Raw genomic sequence first — 16,983 nt, forward strand, 5'->3', positions numbered from 1 at the left:
GGTGGTGACATTCGCGCAGGCGCAGGAGCGGGCGGAGCGCTGGATCAACGGCGGTGTGCCGGGCCACCAGCACCGTGAGGTGCGGGTGCGTGAGTTCGATCTGGGCTTTGTGGCCTGGGCGGAGGACCGGGGAACCGTGCCCGCCTCGGACGGCGGAAACGCGCGGCTGCTGATCGCGCGGGACAGCGGTGATTCGACGCTGTGGCCGGGACTGCCGGTGGGCGAGGTCATCCGGCGGTACGAGGAGCAGTACGGCCCGGCCGCGGGCGGTGAGCCCGCCGCGGCCGTGCCACCGCAGCGGGTGGATCTGGAAGCGACGTCCTTCCTGCTGACGCCGCCGGAGTGGTTGCAGGAGGCGGCGGACCGGATGGGCGTACCGGGCCGCCGTGAGTCCGCGAGCGCGTGGGCCGATACCTCGAGCTCCGGGTCCGGTGAGTCGCTGGCACCGCCCGCGACGGTGTTCGCACCGCCGATCAGCGGGAGCGATGACGACGACACTCCGCCACCGCCCAGCGCCGGTTCGGAGGCGAAGACGGCGCTGCTGCCGGAGGGCAGCGCACTGCCGAAGACACAGGTGGCCCCGGCGCTGGAGGAACCGCAGCCGCCCCAGCAGACGCCCCGGCCGCCGGGCGGTGGGATGCATCACGCGGCGACGATGCTCGCCGACCCCGGCAGCGGTGGCCTGCCGCCCGTACCCCCGCCACCCGCGCCCGGCCCGCCCGGTCAGCCGGGTCAGCCCGGCGCGGCTGATATCGCGGACGCCGATACGAGCCGTGCGCCGCGTGGTGGGGTGCCGCCGCGCCCGTCGGCACCGTCGGCACCCCAGCAGGCTGCCCGTCCTTCGCGGGGCAGCGGTCCGTCGGTGCCCCCGCCCCCCGGTGCGCCGGGCACACCCGGGGCCCGGCCGAAGCCCGCGACCTCGGGGCCCGGTGCGCCCGGCAGCCCGGGGGCGGGCTATGTGCCGACGCAGCTGGTGTCGGCGGAGGAGGTGGCGGCGCAGGGCCAGAGTGACGCCCCGCCCTCGCCGCCCAGCGGTTCCGACGCGTCCTCCGGGGGCGGGGTGCATCACGCGGCGACGATGCTCGCCGACCCGGGCAGTGCTGGCCAGCCGCCCGTACCGCCGCCGTCCGCGCCCGGTCAGCCGGGTCAGCCGGGTCAGTCCGGCGGGCCGGGTACGCCGTCCCCGCCCGGTCCGCCCGGTCCGCCCAGCCAGCCCAGCGCTCCCGGCGGCGGCGTACACCAGGCGGCGACGATGCTGGCGAGCCCGGGCGGCCCGTCGGCTCCGCCGCCGCCGAACGCCCCGCAGCCCCCGGCGATGACGCTGGGCGCTGCTGGGGCCGGCTATCCGCAGCAGCCGCCCACCGGACAGCCGACCGTCGGCCCCGGCTATATGGCGGTGCTGCGTTACCGTGCGCCCGACGGTTCCGAGCAGCAGCTCATCCGCCGTTCCGCGCCCGGCGCGCCGCATCCGGAGTGGCAGATCCTGCATGAGCTGCGTGGCCTGAATGTCCCGCCACAGCAGGTGCTGGAGCTGCATACCGAGCTGGAGTCCTGTGACCTGCCCGGCGGTTACTGCGCCCGGATGATCCGGGAGACCTGGCCGCAGGTGCGGATCACCAACACCGCCGCGTACGGGCGCGAACACGCCTCCCGTCAGCAGGGTGTGCGCCATCTCGTGGAGCACCAGGGCGAGTTGCACCAGGTCGCCGATGGCCCGGCCCGCCCGGCGCCGGTGCGCGTCCCGCTGCAGCAGGTGCCGCCCGCGCCGCCGATTCCACCGGACGGCATCGGGCAGGAGCTGGCGCAGGCCTTCGGGCCGCAGGGCATCTTCCGCTTCGATCAGCGGGCGGTCTCCCGGCAGGGAGTGCCGGACATCGTCGCGCACACCCTGGTGTGGGCCGGTCTGCCGGTGGACTTCGGACCGTTCTTCTGGGCCCAGGCCCAGCCGGACCGTCCGGTGCCGACGCTGGCCGAGCTGGCGCAGGAGCGCGGTGTGCAGCCCGCCTCGGACGCGGGCTCGTATCTCGTCATGGGCAGCGACTTCGGGCGTCAGCTCTGTGTCCAGTACGGCACGGCGCATATCGTCGCGGTGCCGTTGGAGGCAGGGCCCGGTGGTCAGCCGGTGCCACCGCAGTTCGTCAACACCGGGCTGCCGGAGTTCGCCCGCTGTCTGGCGCTGCTTGGGCGGATGTGGCGGCTGCGGTACGGGCTGACGCCGGAGCAGGCGGGGCACTGGACGGTCGACTTCCAGAACCAGCTGTCGGCGCTGGATCCGGCGGCGCTGTCCGGCCCGGAAAACTGGTGGTCCGTCCTCCTTGAACAGATGTGGGACGGCTTGCTGTAACCCTCGCAGACCCGCTGTAACCCTCGGCCGCCACTCGCAAGGGTGATGAGCGAGCGGGCGCATCCGCTCAATGAGGCAGGTGAGCGGGCGAAACGCCCAGCTTGCGGGCCCGGGGGCATACGTCTGGGCAGTAGCCTGCTAACCATGTCTTCGACGGAGTCACCGCGCGGCTTCACGGTCGTACGAGGCCGCGGCTACCGGCCCCAGCAGGTCGACCGCCGGGTGACCGCGCTGAACCAGGAACGCGATGAGGCCTGGGAACGCGCCGCCCGGCTGACCGTGCTCGCCAGAGAGCTGTCCGAGGAGGCGGAACGCCTCCGTGGTGTGGTGGCCGCGCTGGCGCCGCAGACCTACGAATCACTGGGGTCCCGCGCCCAGTTCATCCTCGCCGAGGTGGAAGAGGAGGCTGCCGATCTCCGCAAGGCCGCCGAGGCCGAGGCGATGGAGCTGCGGGAGAGCGCCGAGCTGGAGGGCCGCACCGTGCGTGAGGCGGCCCGCGAGAAGGCAGCGCGGGTACGGGCCAACGGTGAGGCCGCGGCCGTACGCATTCTGGACGCCGCCCAGTCGCAGGCCGACGAGATCCGGGTGGCGGCCCGGAGCTACGCCGAGCAGACCTGCGGTGAGGCACGGACGGCGCTGGATGAGATGACTCGGCGCTGTGCGTCCCTGCTGACCGAGCAGGAGGAGAAGCACGCGGCCGCCCTGGACGCCCTCGGCCGGGAGCTGGCCGGGCATGAGGCCGCGATGTCCGGGCGGATCGCCGAGCTGGAGGGGCACGGCTCGGCGGTGCTGGGTGAGGCGAAGCGGGCGTACGCGGAGGCCGAGGAGTCCGCCCGGCACGGCCAGGAGGACGCGGAGGCGCAGGCCGCGGAGATCATCGCGCAGGCCCGGGTACGTGAGGAACGTATCGAGCGGGAAACGGAGCGGGTGCTGCGTGAGCACGCGGAGCGGCAGGAGGAGCTGCGGCAGCATATGTCGCATGTGCGCGCCAGCCTGGCCGCGCTGACCGGCAGGGACCCCACCGAAGGAGGGACGGGCTCGGTACCCGGGCCGGGGGCGCCAGCGGAATAGGGGCATCAGGCCGGTATCCTGCGGGTGACATCCACCCGAAGCCGAAGGGCACACCCGTGAGCGCCAACCGCCCGGCAGCCGTCGTCGTTCTCGCAGCGGGTGAGGGCACCCGTATGAAGTCGGCGACCCCCAAGGTTCTGCACGACATCTGCGGGCGGTCGCTCGTCGCTCATGTTGTCGTGGCCGCCCAGGAACTGGATCCCGAGCATCTCGTGGTCGTCGTCGGCCACGCTCGTGAGCGGGTCTGCGAACATCTCGGCGGCCTCGATCCCGATATCCGCGCCGCTGTGCAGCATGAGCAGAACGGCACCGGCCATGCGGTCCGGATGGGTCTGGAGGCACTGTCCGCCGACGGCGTGACGCTGGACGGCACGGTGATCGTCACCTGTGGTGACACCCCGCTGCTGACCGGCTCGACGCTGCGGACGCTGGCCGACACCCACACCGCCGAGGGGAACGCGGTGACGGTGCTCACCGCCGAGGTGCCGGACTCCACCGGCTACGGCCGGATCGTACGGGGCGCGGACGGTTCGGTGACCGAGATCGTTGAGCACAAGGACGCCACCGAGGCGCAGCGCGCTGTCCGCGAGATCAACTCCGGGGTGTTCGCCTTTGACGCCGCGCTGCTCAGCGACGCGCTGGGCAAGGTCCGTACGGACAACACCCAGGGTGAGGAGTACCTGACGGATGTCCTCGGCATTCTGCGGGAGGCCGGGCACCGGGTGGGTGCGGCGGTCGCCGCGGACCACCGGGAGATTCTGGGCATCAACAACCGGGTCCAGCTGGCCGAGGCACGCAGGCTGCTCAATGAGCGGCTGCTGGAGGGCATGATGCTCTCCGGGGTCACGATCATCGATCCGGCCACCACCTGGGTGGACGCCACGGTGACCGCGGAGCCGGACTCCCTGGTGCACCCCGGCTCCCAGTTGCTGGGTGCCACGCATCTGTCCGCGCACGCGGAGGTCGGGCCGAACTCCCGGCTGGCCGATACGGAGGTCGGCGAGGGCGCGGTGGTCAGCAATACGGTCGCCGATGGCGCCCGGATCGGCGCGGGGGCGTGTGTGGGCCCGTACGCCTATCTGCGGCCCGGTACGGATCTTGGTCCGAAATCCAAGGCGGGCACCTATGTCGAGATGAAGAACGCCCAGATCGGCGAGGGCACCAAGGTGCCCCATCTGTCGTATGTCGGGGACGCGACGATCGGTGAGTACACCAACATCGGCGCGTCCAGTGTCTTCGTCAACTACGACGGTGAGACCAAGCACCACACCACGATCGGCTCCCACTGCAAGACCGGCTCGGACAACATGTTTGTGGCTCCGGTCACGATCGGGGATGGCGCCTACACCGCCGCCGGGTCCGTGATCACCAAGGATGTGCCGCCCGGCTCGCTCGCTGTCGCCCGAGGCCAGCAGCGCAATATCGAGGGCTGGGTGGCCCGTAAGCGGCCCGGGAGTGCCGCCGCGCAGGCGGCACAGGCCGCTGGTCGGCGAGAGGACAGCGGTAAGTGACCGGGAACGGCCGGAAACAGGACGCCCCGGACAGGGCGTACCGTGATAAGCGCACAGCCAGTGGAACTCAAGGAGACGGTGCAGTGACCGGGATCAAGACGACCAGTGAGAAGAAGCTGATGCTCTTCTCCGGCCGCGCTCACCCCAGGCTGGCAGAGGAGGTCGCCAGTGAGCTGGGCGTGGACCTGGTCCCGACCAAGGCGATCGACTTCGCCAACGGCGAGATCTATGTCCGCTACCAGGAGTCGGTGCGTGGCGGTGACTGCTTTCTGATCCAGAGCCACACCGCTCCGATCAATAAGTGGATCATGGAACAGCTGATCATGATTGATGCGCTGAAGCGGGCCTCCGCGCGCAGCATCTCCGTGGTCATCCCGTTCTACGGCTACGCCCGCCAGGACAAGAAGCACCGTGGCCGGGAGCCGATCTCGGCCCGGCTGATGGCGGACCTGCTGAAGGCCGCGGGCGCGGACCGCATCCTGAGCGTGGACCTCCACGCCGACCAGGTACAGGGTTACTTTGACGGCCCCGTCGACCATCTCTTCGCGCTGCCGGTGCTGACCAGGTACATCGCGCAGCGGGTGGACCGGGACAAGCTCACCGTGGTCTCCCCGGACGCGGGCCGCGTGCGGGTCGCCGACCGCTGGGCCGACCGGCTGGGCGCGCCCCTGGCGATCGTGCACAAGCGGCGCGACCCGGATGTGGCGCACCAGGTGACGGTCCACGAGGTCGTCGGTGATGTCGAGGGCCGGGTCTGTGTCCTGGTCGACGACATGGTCGACACCGGTGGCACGATCTGCGCGGCGGCGGACGCGCTCATCGCGAACGGCGCCGCGGACGTCATCGTCACGGCCACGCACGGCATTCTCTCCCACCCGGCGCCGGACAGGCTGAAGAACTCCAAGGTGAGCGAGTTCGTCTTCACGAACACGCTGCCCACCCCGGAGGAGATAGAGATCGACAAGGTCACGGTGCTGTCGATGGCCCCGACGATTGCCCGTGCGGTGCGGGAGGTCTTTGAGGACGGCTCCGTGACCAGCCTCTTCGAGGAGCAGGGCTGAGCGGTACGTCTGCGGGGGCGCCGTGGGTGGTGTTCCCCGTATCCCTCCCCTTCCCGTAACCGGGGCTTGCGCCCCGGGGCCCCGGGGGGTTGCCGGTGCGGGCCGGTGGGCGGTGTTGTGCCCACCCGTTCCGCCCTGCGGAACGACTGCCCACAACACAGGGGGTGGGGGGAATACCCCGCGTGATCGATTTCGGTGTGGCCTTCCGGCCGAGTAGACTCACAGGGTTGCTCGGCGAGGGAGGCCGCACTGATGTGTGCGGCTCATCCGTTATCGACGCGCTCTTCGTAGCAGGCCTGTCGTAGGCCGGGTGACGGCCACCAGATCGTCTGAAATACGAGGAGCGAGTCATGGCTGACGTCAAGATCTCCGCCAAGGTCCGCCAGGAGTTCGGCAAGGGTGCCGCCCGCCGACTGCGCCGCGAAGAGAAGATCCCCGCGGTCATCTACGGCCACGGTGCCGACCCCGTCCATGTCGAGCTGCCCAGCTACGACATGATGATGGCGCTCAAGAACTCGAACGTCCTGATCAACCTGGATGTCGAGGGCAAGAAGGAACTGGTCATCCCCAAGGCTGTGCAGCGCGAGGCCATCCGTGGCTTCCTGGTCCACGTCGACCTGCTCACCGTCAAGAAGGGTGAGAAGGTCACCGTTGAGATCCCGGTCCACACCGAGGGCGACCTGGGTCCGGGCCAGAACCTGCTGGAGCACGTCCTGAACGCGCTGCCGGTCGAGGCCGAGGCCACCCACATCCCGGAGTCCGTCTCCGTGTCCGTCGAGGGTCTGGTCGCCGGTGACCAGGTCCTGGCCAAGGACATCGCACTGCCGAAGGGCACCACCCTCACCGTCGACGAGGACACCGTCGTCCTCCAGGTCCTGGGCGCGCAGGCCGAGGAGCCGACCGCGGAGGCCGCGGCCGAGGGCGAGGCCGCCGAGGGTGCGGCGGAGTAATTCCCCGCTCCCCGGATAACATTTGTTCAACCGCCGCCCGGCGCCGCAGCGCGGGGCGGCGGTTGAACTGTTGAGGAGAGGTGTAGGTGACGGATACAGCGAGCCCCTGGCTCATCGCGGGCCTCGGCAACCCCGGGCGGGAGTACGCGGCGAACCGCCACAATGTGGGGTTCATGGTCGCCGATCTCCTGGCTGAGCGGATGGGCGCCACATTCAAGGCACACAAGGCCAGCGCCGCCCGCGCCCAGGTCATCGAGGGCCGTATCGGCGCGCCCGGACCGGACAGCCGCCGGGTCGTCATCGCCAAGCCGATGTCCTTTATGAACCTCTCCGGCGGCCCCGTCACCGCGCTGCGGGACTTCTACAAGGTTCCGGTCGACCACATCGTTGTGATCCACGATGAGCTGGACATCGACTACGGCATGCTCCGCCTCAAGAAGGGCGGCGGTGACAACGGCCACAACGGTCTGAAGTCCATCACCAAGTCGCTGGGCTCCGACTACTACCGCGTCCGCTTTGGCGTGGGCCGCCCTCCGGGCCGTATGCCGGTGGCCGACTATGTACTCAAGGACTTCTCCGCCGCCGAGCGCAAAGAGCTCGACTACTTCGTCGACCGTGCCGCGGACGCCGTGGAAACGCTCATCGTGGACGGCCTGGAGCGCGCACAGGGCACGTACAACTCATAACCCGTACAACTCCCGTAGGGGGACATCCGTCCATCGCGGGTTGACCGACGCCCGAGTCATGGCCAAGTATCACGGCCATGCCCACCAGCACCAAGAAGCGCAGCCGTATCCGTCGCGCGGGTGAGAGTGCCTACGGGATTCTGCTGCTCGCCAAGAACGCTCTGATGGCCGTGGTGGCGCTGCTGCTGTTGGTGGCCGGGACATGGACCTCCTGGGACAGCGCACGGCACGCGATGTTCACCGATGGACGTGAACTCGGCACGATGACCGTGAAAGCCTGTGGCGCGGACCGCTGTACGGGGCCCTTCGTCCCGAATGACGGCCAGGGCAGCGTGCGGGCCAAGGTGAGCATGAAGAAGCCGGTGGCACAACAGACCGGCGAACGGCTCCCGGTGGCCGTCCGGCCGGGCACGGACGATGTCGTACGGACCGGAGTGCCCGGGATCCTCTACGCCTGGGTGCCGCTGGGGGGCGCGATGCTGCTGGCCGCCCTGGTACTGGCGGGCGGACTGCGGATGCGCCGTACGGGTTGGGTGCTGGGGCTGCTGGGCGCGGGGCTGATGGGAGCGGCGTTCATCACACTGTGAACGACTTCGCTGGATCGTTACACTCCGCATTTACGACAACCGGCCAGTAACCGGGCGGATGCGACGCATCGCGCTTGACCGGACCTGCACCTGCGCAAGAAGCTTTCCCAGCCTCCCCCCAGTTCCCTTCTGTCCCCGAGAAGTTGGACTACCCTATGCGCACCCCCTACCGCTCCACATCCGTGGTAATGGCCTCGCTGCTGCTCGCCGCAGGAGCTGCCCCCGCGTTCGCAACCGAGAGCACCTACTCCCCCGAGCTGCGTCAGCCGCTGCCCCGGACCGCCAGCACAGCTGACGGCGCCGCGCCGCAGAAGGGCCCCAAGGAGTGTCCGACCGTCCCGGCCGGCATGGACGGCTGGCACTTCGTACTCCCTGGCAACAAGGCCGAGTTCGTCAAGCTCACCGCGACCTTTGAGCCCGGTGGCACGAAGACGGTCGACGACTTCAGCGTCTTCCCCGGCAAGGCCGGCAAGCACGCCTATCTGGGGTCGGCCCCCGGGGCGAAGCTCATTGACATCGAGGCCGAGGTCACGGGTGGGGACCTGGAGAAGTTCAACCTGTCCCACACCTGCCCCACGTCGCTGCCCACCTCCGGCGAGACGCCGGTCAATGATGTGGACGACGAGGAGACCCCTGAGGACAAGGACACACCTGAGGACAAGGACACCCCTGAGGACGCCTCCGAGGAGGCCGCAGGCGGCGCGCAGGACGACACGGTGACGGATGAAAACTCCGCCAACTCCCCGCAGCCTGCGGGCGGCGGCTCCGAGGAGCCGTCCGACGAGGCATCCCCGGAGCCGGCCCCGGCCGGTGGCGGCGACCTCGCCGAGACCGGCAACGGCGCCCCCGTCGGCGCCCTCGGCGCCGGCGCCGCAGCCCTGGTCGCCGCAGGCGCCTACCTGACCCTCCGCCGCCGCAAGGCAGCCACCACCCAGCAGGACTGACCCCGCAACCCGTTGTGGGCACTCGCAGCCCCGCGAGGGGCTGTGGGTGGGCACAACGGGGGCACCCAACGTTCCCGCCCCACCCCCGGGGCCCGGGGCGCAAGCCCCGGTTCCGTGGAGGGGGCGGGAACGGGGAACCCACCCCGGCGCCCGGTCAGCCCGTGTTGCGCAGACCCGCCGCCACCCCGTTGACCGTCAAGAGCAGCGCACGGGACAGCAGCTGATCCGGCTCCTCACCCCGCGCCGCGGCCTCACGCTGCCGGTGCAGCAGGGTGACCTGGAGATAGGAGATCGGGTCCAGATACGCGTCCCGGATCTTCAGGGTCTGCTTCAGCACCGGGTTCGACTCCAGCAGCTCCTTCTCGCCGGTGATACGCAGCACTTCCTGAACGGTCAGCGCGTGCTCGGCCTCGATCGTCTCGAAGACATGCTTCAGCTCAACCGGCACCAGGGTGTCGACATAGTGCCGGGCGATGCGCAGATCCGTCTTGGCGAGCGTCATCTCCACATTGGAGAGGAAGTTCTGGAAGAAGTGCCAGTGCTCGTACGCCTCTTCCAGCACCGCGTCCAGACCGGCCTCACGCGCCGCCTTCAGCCCGCTGCCGACGCCGAACCAGCCCGGCACGATCTGCCGCGACTGGGTCCAGCCGAACACCCACGGGATCGCCCGCAGCCCGTCCAGACCCGCCCCGCTGTCCGGGCGCCGGGAAGGACGCGAACCCAGGTGCAGCTCGGCGAGCTGGTCCACCGGGGTCGAGGCGAAGAAGTACGCGGGCAGATCCGGGTCTTCCACCAGCCGCCGGTACGCACCGTGCGCCGCGTCGGAGACCGTGTCCATCGCCGCGTCCCAGCGGGCCAGCGCCTCATCCGACTGCCGGGGAGCCGTGTGCAGCGCGGAGGCCTGCAGCGTGGCGGAGACCGTCAGCTCCAGGTTCTCCCGGGCCAGCGAGGGCACCAGGTACTTGTCGGAGATGACCTCGCCCTGCTCGGTCACCTTGATCTCACCCTCCAGCGTGCCGTACGGCTGGGCGAGGATCGCGTCATGGGTCGGGCCACCGCCCCGGCCGACCGTGCCGCCACGGCCGTGGAAGAGCCGCAGCCGCACCCCGTGCCGGTGAGCGACATCGCGCAGCCGCCGCTGAGCACGGTGGATCTCCCACTGTGAGGTGGTGATGCCGCCGAACTTCGAGGAGTCGGAGTAGCCGAGCATGACCTCCTGAAGGTCGCCGCGGAGCGCGACCAGCTTCCGGTAGGAGGGATCGGACAGCATCGCGTCCAGCAGCTCGTCAGCGATCTTCAGCTCATCGGTGGTCTCCAGCAGCGGCACGATACCGATCCGTGCCCAGCCCGCGTGCAGATCGATGAGCCCGGCCTCCCGGGCCAGCACGGCGGCGGCGAACACATCGTCCGCGCCCTGGCACATCGAGATGATGTACGACTCGATCACCTCGGGCCCGAAGGTGTCGAGTGCCCTGCGGATGGTCTGGAAGACCCCGAGGGTCTTCGCCCCGGCGGCGTCCAGCGGTGCCGGGGTGGGCGCCAGCGGCCGCCGGGAGCGCAGCTCCTTGGCGAGCAGCTTGTGCCGGTAGTCACGCGGCATGTCCTCATACCGCCATGACTCCTCACCGAGCCGGTCGAAGAGCTGGCCCAGCGCGTGGTGGTGGGCGTCGGCGTGCTCACGCACATCCATCGTGGCCAGCTGGAGCCCGAAGGCGGCCAGGGTGCGCAGCACCCGCTCAACGATGCCCTCGGCGATCAGCCCGCCACGGTGCTCACGCAGTGAGGCCTGCACGAGGGCGAGATCGTCGAGGAGTTCGCCGGTGCCGAGATAGTCCCGGCCGGGGACATGCTGGGCGTCCTGTGCCAGCCGCTCACGGGTGTTGACGAGCTTCTGCCGGATGCAGGTGACCTTGAGCCGGTACGGCTCCTCGGCGTTGAGCCGCTTATAGCGCGGGGTGATCTCCGGCAGCCGCTCCAGATCGTCCTGGAGCGAGTCCAGCAGCTGCTGGGTGGCGCCGCAGTTACGGATGGAGTTGGACAGCGCGCCGCGCAGCTCATCGATGTGCTCAAGCGCCTGGCTGATGCCGTGCTCATGCTGGAGCAGCAGAACATCCCAGGTGACCTGCGGCGTCACATTGGGGTTGCCGTCCCGGTCACCGCCGATCCAGGTGCCGAAGGTCAGCGGCCGGGTGCCGTGCGGCAGCGGTGCGCCGGCCCGCTCCAGCTCAGTGGCGAGGTCCTCCAGCAGATCGCCGACCGCGCCCCGGTGCAGCTCGTCCAGGTAGTAGACGGCGTTGCGCGCCTCATCGGCGGGCTCGGGCCGGGCGACCCGCAGCTCATCGGTCTGCCAGATCAGGTCGATGTTCTCGGCCAGCCGCAGTTCGGTGCGCGGCTGCTCGACGTCGTCCGCTCGGTCGAGCAGTTCGGCGATCTTGCGCAGCTTGGTCAGTACGGACCGGCGGGCGGCCTCGGTCGGGTGGGCGGTGAAGACGGGCCGGACGCCGAGGTGCTTGGCGGTCTCCCGCAGATGCTCCGGGTCGGCGTCCTTGAGCATGTCGGCGGTGCGGGCCAGGCTGCCGCCGTCGGCCGCGCGGTGGGCCCGCAGCTCCCGGCCACGGTGCACCTGCTCGGTGACATTCGCGAGGTGGAAATAGGTAGAAAAGGCCCGTACGAGTCTGGCGGCCGTCTGTAGATCGGTTCCGCTCAGCAGGTCGGCGGCGGCCTCGACGTCGCTGCGGGTCAGCGCGCGGACCCGCTCGACAAGCTCCAGCAGCTCGGGGCCTTCTTGCCGGACCAGGGTCTCGCCGAGCAAATCGCCCAGGCGGCGGATATCGGCCCGTAGGGCGCTGCTGGTGTCCGAGGTCTCCGGGACTCCCGGGTTCTCCGGGGCCTCCGGGTGGGCGTCGGCACTGCTCATGAGGGGCGGCTCCTTGCAGCTCTTCGCTTCTGGCAGGTCACGGACCGCGCTGTCCGACACCCTAAGGATAGGCCGCGCCTACCCAGCCGGACGCGGCTGTCCACTCAGCGGTCAGGGGTGCTTCCTGTCCTCCCTCTGGACCAGTCCCAGAGTGCTGCCATACTTACGTCGCCGTAGGTTACGGTCCCGTAGGTGATCCGTATCCCGCCCCGCTCCATGAGGGACACAGATGACGACGACTCCCCACTTGACCGAGAAGCCGTCGGCGACGAGTGCCGACTCCACCTCCGCCTCCGCCTCCAGCACCGCAGAACCGCTGCCGTCCGCCACGCTGGGCGGAGAGAAGCGCCGCTCGCTGGAGCAGATCACCCTGCTGCTCTTCATCACCGTCCCCTTCGCCGCACTGCTGGCCGCGGTGCCGCTGGCCTGGGGCTGGGGAGTGAGCTGGCTGGACCTGGGTCTGCTGGTGGCGATGTACTTCATTGGCTGCCATGGCGTCACGGTCGGTTTTCACCGCTACTTCACCCATGGCTCGTTCAAGGCCAAGCGGCCGTTGCGGGTCGCGCTGGCCATCGCGGGTTCGCTGGCCGTTGAGGGGCCGCTGGTCCGCTGGGTCGCGGACCACCGCAAGCACCACAAGTACTCCGACGCCGAGGGCGACCCCCACTCACCGTGGCGCTATGGCGAGACGGTGCCCGCGCTGCTGAAGGGTCTGTGGTGGGCGCATATGGGGTGGATGTTCGACAAGGAGCAGACGCCTCAGCACAAGTACGCCCCGGACCTGATCAAGGACCCGGTGATCCGCCGGATCTCCCGCCAGTTTGTGCTGTGGACCATGGTGTCACTGGCCGTCCCGCCCCTGGTGGGCGGAGTGGCCACCTGGTCCTGGCAGGGCGCGCTCACCGCGTTCTTCTGGGGCTCCCTCGTCCGGGTCGGTCTGCTCCACCATGTCACCTGGTCGATCAACTCGATCTGCCACGCGGTGGGCAAGCGTCCCTTCAAGTCCCGGGACCGCTCCGGCAACGTCTGGTGGCTGGCCGTGCTGTCCTGCGGTGAGTCCTGGCACAACCTGCACCACGCGGACCCGACCTGTGCCCGGCACGGGGTGGAGAAGGGGCAACTCGACTCCAGTGCCCGGATCATCCGCTGGTGTGAAAAAGCAGGCTGGGCATATGACGTGCGGTGGCCGCAGCGGAGCCGGATCGATGCCCGGCGTAACGAGGATGCCGCTCAGGCGGCATGATGGTCCTGTGGCGACCGATGAAAGAAGCATCCAGGACAAACCGGCAGGTTCCTCCCGGCGCGCCCGTCGGCGTATGACCGGGAAGGAGCGCCGGGAACAGCTACTCGACATCGGTCGCACCCTCTTCGCCGAACGGGGCTTCGAGGGAACGTCGGTCGAGGAGATCGCGGCGAAGGCTGGGGTCTCCAAACCGGTGGTCTACGAGCACTTCGGCGGCAAGGAGGGCCTGTACGCGGTGGTCGTCGACCGTGAGATGAGGCAGCTGCTGGACATGGTCACCGAGGGGCTGACCGCGGGCCACCCGCGGGAGCTGCTGGAGCAGGCCGCGTTCGCCCTGCTCGACTACATCGAGCAGTACACGGATGGTTTCCGGATCCTGGTCCGCGATTCGCCGGTGGCGCAGTCCACGGGCACGTTCGCATCGCTGATCAGCGATATCGCCACGCAGGTCGAGGACATCCTGGGCCTGGAGTTCAAGGCGCGGGGCTTCGACCCGAAGCTGGCCCCGCTGTACGCCCAGGCGCTGGTCGGTATGGTCGCCCTGACCGGGCAGTGGTGGCTGAACGCCCGTAAGCCCAAGAAGGCGGAGGTCGCGGCGCACCTGGTCAACTTGGCCTGGCATGGCCTGGACGGCCTGGAACAAAAACCCCGCCTCATCGGCCACCGCCGCGCCTGATTTCTAACGGCGCCCGCCGTTGCTGCCGACGGACGGATTCCCCGAACCCAGCCCCTTCCCGAACCTGAGGGCTACCGCCCCCAGACCCCACTCCCGTTGTGGGCACTCGCAGCCCCGCGAGGGGCTGTGGGTGGGCACAACACCCGGCCACCGGCCCGCACCGGACCAACCCCGGGGCCCCGGGGCAAAGCCCCGGTTTCCGGGAAGGGGCGGGATACGGGGACACCCACCCGCACCCCCGCAGCCAGGCAAAGCCCCGCCGCGCGGCGGAGCCGCACACCGGCACAGCCGGGAAGGGGCGGGATACGGGGACACCCACCCCGGGCACCCCCGCAGCCAGGCGAAGCCCCGCCACGCGGCGGAGCCGCACATCGGCACAGCCGGGGAGGGGCGGCACCCACCGGGGCCACCCCCGTGCGCCCGCGACCAGGCAAGCAGCCTGCTAGACCGGTTCGAGGGAAACCACACGCGGCGAGCCGGGCCGCGAACACCTCGATGCCATCGACCCGGATGCCGGCGTGGAGCCGGACCCCGCGGCCTCAGACCAGCAGCCCGCAGCTGTCACGGAACCTTCCGCGCGACGACAAAGATCCGGCGGAAGGGAAACACCGTGCCGTGCGGCCCCTGCGGATACGCCTCACGCAGCCGGTCGCGGTACTCGAGCAGGAACTCCTCCCGCGCCCCGGGGTCCTCCGCGAGCGCGGTGAGGACCGGCCGCAGGGCGGTGCCCTTGACCCACTCCAGGACGGGGTCGTCACCGCTCAGCAGCTGGATGTAAGTGGTTTCCCAGACATCGACCGCACACCCCAGGTCAGTAAGCCGCTGTAGATACTCAAACGGTTCGAGGATGTATACATAGCGCCTCCCGTGCTCCCGTAGTCGCTCGCGCCAGCGTGGCGAGTCGCAGAGTTCGCCCAGCAGCGCGTGGCTGGGTGAGATGAAGTTGCCCGGGACCTGGAAGGCCAGGGCGCCGCCCGGGGTAATGGCGTCCAGCCAGGACTTGAAGAAGTCCGCGTGGCCGCGTACCCACTGCAGGGCGGCGTTGGAGACGATCAGGTCGTAGGTCTCGGTGGGCTCCCAGTGCGCCGCGTCGGCGCGTGCGAAGTCCAAGCGGCCACCGCCGGGCGTCGGCCCGGCATGGCGCTGGGCCTCGTCCAGCATCTCGGGGGAGTTGTCAAGGCCGGTGATGTACGCGCCGGGCCAGCGGTTGGCCAGCAGTGCGGTCACATTGCCCGGTCCGCAGCCGAGGTCGGCGATACGGGCCGGACGGCCAGTGGGGGGCAGCTCAGGGATGCGGGCGAGCAGATCGTGGAAGGGGCGGGTGCGGTGATCGGCATGCCGGAGATACTGTTGCGGATCCCACGTCGGAGCGGCTGGCATGAACGGGCCTCCTTGCGAATGTCGGACCTGCCGTGCCTGAACAGCGGGTCCTGGCGAACGGAGCCTTCCACCGGCGGGGCGTCAGCATCCCTCTTCAACGTACCTTGACGTCAAGAAACTTCATGCCGACAGAACTACTACACTGATCGGCATGGAGGACGAGGTCGATCGACTGGTGGCAGCATGGCGGCGTGAGCGCCCCGATCTCGATGTGGAGCCGCTGGAAGTTCTCAGCCGGGTGAGCAGACTCGCCCGCCACCTCGACCGGGCACGACGGATCGCCTTCGCTGAGCACAATCTTGAGCCCTGGGAGTTCGATGTGCTCACCTCGCTGCGCCGCGCGGGGACGCCGTATCAGCTCTCCCCGGGGCAGCTGCTCACCCAGACTCTGGTCACCTCCGGCACCATGACGAACCGCATCGACCGGCTGGCGAAGAAGGGCCTCGTCGAGCGGCTGCCCGACCCCAGTGACCGGCGCGGAGTGCTGGTGCGGCTCACGGTTGAGGGCCGTGACCGCGCCGACCAGGCCCTGGCTGGGCTGCTCGCACAGGAGCGGGCGATCCTCATCGAGCTCTCGCCGACGCAGCGGCAGGAACTGGCCGGGCTGCTACGGCAGTTGACGGCGCCGTTTGACAACATCCCCGGCTGACACGCAGCCGCGCCCGCTACATCACGGCGCGCTCCAGATCCGCCGGGCCCACCCCGGCCCGGCGGGCGAGCGCTACCGCGGCCAGCGTCGAGTGCACCCCGAGCTTGCCCAGCACATTCTGCATATGCGTACGGACGGTGTGCGGGGAGAGAAACAGCCGCTCGGCCACGGCCTTCCGGCCAAGACCGGCGACCATGCAGCGCAGCACCTCATGCTCGCGCGGGGTGAGTGACTCGACAAGCCGCTCACTCTCGGTGCGGTGCTTACGGGTCGCGGTCAGTTCCCGCAGCACCCCGGTGAGCAGCGCGGGCGGCAGATGGGTCTCCTCGCGCAGCACGCCACGTATGACCTGGAGCAGCCGGGAGAGCGAGCAGTCCTTGGCGATCCAGCCGGACACGCCCTCCTGGAGCGCGGCGGCCGCGCGGCGCGGATCGTCGCGCTCGGCCAGCACGACCGTGCGCAGCTCAGGGTGGGTACGCCGGACCCGGGCGATCAGCGGGACCGCGTAGTCGTCATCGCCGTCCCGGGCGGCGGCGAGAGCTCCGGTCAGATCGGCGTCGAGCAGCAGCACATCAAAGCGTCGGCCATCGGCGTCGGCCCGCTCCAGGCAGCGCAGCGCGGCGAGACCGCTCCCGGCGGCCGCCACGTCCACGTCCTGCTCGGCCGCGAGCGCCGCCGCTAAGGACTCAGCGAATATGCGGTGGTCGTCCACCACCAGAACGCGGATACGTTGCACACACACCCCCAGTGGCCGGGGAATCGACGGGGCGGACACGGCGCCCGGTGCGGGGAACGAGAGCACGGCCGCCGCCGTGCTCCGCTGGTACCCCGTTCCCGGACGTCGTATCCGGCTGTCTCGCCCCCTGATCGGCACCGGCCCCCACCGGTGCTGGTTCCCAGCGTACGGGCGGGATGCGACCGTGGAGGCCAATTGGCGAAAGTGGCGCAACTGGCCCCCTTCACA

The 16,983-nt window shown here is 69.9% G+C and carries 14 protein-coding genes; 11 read left to right on the forward strand and 3 right to left on the reverse strand.

The genetic code is table 11. The features are described from left to right. The first annotated feature begins 1 nt into the window (after position 1). The 8 genes from test1122_RS09000 to test1122_RS09035 all read left to right on the forward strand — a co-directional run bounded on the left by test1122_RS09000 (position 2) and on the right by test1122_RS09035 (position 9,154). Entirely contained in the window at positions 2-2,344 is a 2,343-nt protein-coding gene (locus test1122_RS09000) for an SUKH-4 family immunity protein (RefSeq protein ID WP_232268636.1), read from the forward strand. A gap of 144 nt (positions 2,345-2,488) precedes the next feature. After that, complete coding sequence (locus test1122_RS09005) at positions 2,489-3,415, forward strand: cellulose-binding protein (RefSeq protein ID WP_232268637.1); 927 nt, start codon at positions 2,489-2,491, stop codon at positions 3,413-3,415. Positions 3,416-3,471: 56 nt separating this feature from the next. Next, on the forward strand, positions 3,472-4,926 hold the full coding sequence (gene glmU / locus test1122_RS09010; RefSeq protein ID WP_232268638.1) for a bifunctional UDP-N-acetylglucosamine diphosphorylase/glucosamine-1-phosphate N-acetyltransferase GlmU: 1,455 nt from the start codon (positions 3,472-3,474) through the stop codon (positions 4,924-4,926). An 83-nt stretch (positions 4,927-5,009) separates the two neighbouring features. Next, positions 5,010-5,987 carry a ribose-phosphate diphosphokinase gene (locus tag test1122_RS09015; RefSeq protein ID WP_232268639.1) on the forward strand — a complete coding sequence of 326 codons (978 nt, stop codon included), beginning with the start codon at positions 5,010-5,012 and terminating at the stop codon, positions 5,985-5,987. A gap of 350 nt (positions 5,988-6,337) precedes the next feature. After that, positions 6,338-6,937, forward strand: a complete 600-nt coding sequence (locus test1122_RS09020) for a 50S ribosomal protein L25/general stress protein Ctc (RefSeq protein ID WP_232268640.1) — start codon at positions 6,338-6,340, stop codon at positions 6,935-6,937. Between the two features lie 86 nt (positions 6,938-7,023). Continuing rightward, positions 7,024-7,623, forward strand: a complete 600-nt coding sequence (pth, locus tag test1122_RS09025; protein ID WP_232268641.1) for an aminoacyl-tRNA hydrolase — start codon at positions 7,024-7,026, stop codon at positions 7,621-7,623. 77 nt (positions 7,624-7,700) lie between these two features. Further along, a complete protein-coding gene (locus tag test1122_RS09030; RefSeq protein WP_232268642.1) occupies positions 7,701-8,210 on the forward strand; it encodes a hypothetical protein in 510 nt (169 codons plus the stop codon). Positions 8,211-8,365: 155 nt separating this feature from the next. Then, a complete protein-coding gene (locus tag test1122_RS09035) occupies positions 8,366-9,154 on the forward strand; it encodes an LPXTG cell wall anchor domain-containing protein (RefSeq protein WP_232268643.1) in 789 nt (262 codons plus the stop codon). A gap of 154 nt (positions 9,155-9,308) precedes the next feature. Here test1122_RS09035 and ppc read toward each other — a convergent pair whose 3' ends face one another. Further along, a complete protein-coding gene (gene ppc / locus test1122_RS09040; protein WP_232268644.1) occupies positions 9,309-12,071 on the reverse strand; it encodes a phosphoenolpyruvate carboxylase in 2,763 nt (920 codons plus the stop codon). Between the two features lie 229 nt (positions 12,072-12,300). On the opposite strand from ppc, the gene test1122_RS09045 reads away from it, so the two are divergent. Then, a complete protein-coding gene (locus tag test1122_RS09045; protein WP_232268645.1) occupies positions 12,301-13,314 on the forward strand; it encodes an acyl-CoA desaturase in 1,014 nt (337 codons plus the stop codon). Positions 13,315-13,387: 73 nt separating this feature from the next. Further along, positions 13,388-13,990: a TetR/AcrR family transcriptional regulator gene (locus test1122_RS09050; RefSeq protein WP_232271835.1), complete on the forward strand. Its 603-nt coding sequence runs from the start codon at positions 13,388-13,390 to the stop codon at positions 13,988-13,990. Between the two features lie 561 nt (positions 13,991-14,551). Here test1122_RS09050 and test1122_RS09055 read toward each other — a convergent pair. After that, positions 14,552-15,370 (reverse strand): trans-aconitate 2-methyltransferase, encoded by an 819-nt coding sequence (locus test1122_RS09055; RefSeq protein WP_232268646.1) that lies wholly within the window; start codon positions 15,368-15,370, stop codon positions 14,552-14,554. A gap of 151 nt (positions 15,371-15,521) precedes the next feature. Between test1122_RS09055 and test1122_RS09060 the strand changes: the two genes are divergently transcribed. Next, on the forward strand, positions 15,522-16,019 hold the full coding sequence (locus test1122_RS09060; protein ID WP_232268647.1) for a MarR family winged helix-turn-helix transcriptional regulator: 498 nt from the start codon (positions 15,522-15,524) through the stop codon (positions 16,017-16,019). Positions 16,020-16,035: 16 nt separating this feature from the next. Here the strand turns inward: test1122_RS09060 and test1122_RS09065 are convergent, their stop codons facing one another. Further along, positions 16,036-16,755, reverse strand: coding sequence for a LuxR C-terminal-related transcriptional regulator (locus tag test1122_RS09065; protein WP_232268648.1), 720 nt, complete (start codon positions 16,753-16,755; stop codon positions 16,036-16,038). Positions 16,756-16,983 lie beyond the last annotated feature (228 nt).

It is taken from the genome of Streptomyces gobiensis, from assembly GCF_021216675.1.
Classification (GTDB): domain Bacteria; phylum Actinomycetota; class Actinomycetes; order Streptomycetales; family Streptomycetaceae; genus Streptomyces; species Streptomyces gobiensis.

Bases quoted from the DNA above. Each gene is read 5' to 3' on its own strand.
- test1122_RS09035 (WP_232268643.1), top strand. From the start codon at position 8,366: ATGCGCACCCCCTACCGCTCCACATCCGTGGTAATGGCCTCGCTGCTG.
- test1122_RS09050 (WP_232271835.1), top strand. From the start codon at position 13,388: ATGACCGGGAAGGAGCGCCGGGAACAGCTACTCGACATCGGTCGCACC.
- test1122_RS09060 (WP_232268647.1), top strand. From the start codon at position 15,522: ATGGAGGACGAGGTCGATCGACTGGTGGCAGCATGGCGGCGTGAGCGC.
- test1122_RS09030 (WP_232268642.1), top strand. From the start codon at position 7,701: ATGCCCACCAGCACCAAGAAGCGCAGCCGTATCCGTCGCGCGGGTGAG.
- ppc (WP_232268644.1), bottom strand. From the start codon at position 12,071: ATGAGCAGTGCCGACGCCCACCCGGAGGCCCCGGAGAACCCGGGAGTC.
- test1122_RS09045 (WP_232268645.1), top strand. From the start codon at position 12,301: ATGACGACGACTCCCCACTTGACCGAGAAGCCGTCGGCGACGAGTGCC.
- test1122_RS09020 (WP_232268640.1), top strand. From the start codon at position 6,338: ATGGCTGACGTCAAGATCTCCGCCAAGGTCCGCCAGGAGTTCGGCAAG.
- test1122_RS09055 (WP_232268646.1), bottom strand. From the start codon at position 15,370: ATGCCAGCCGCTCCGACGTGGGATCCGCAACAGTATCTCCGGCATGCC.
- test1122_RS09005 (WP_232268637.1), top strand. From the start codon at position 2,489: ATGTCTTCGACGGAGTCACCGCGCGGCTTCACGGTCGTACGAGGCCGC.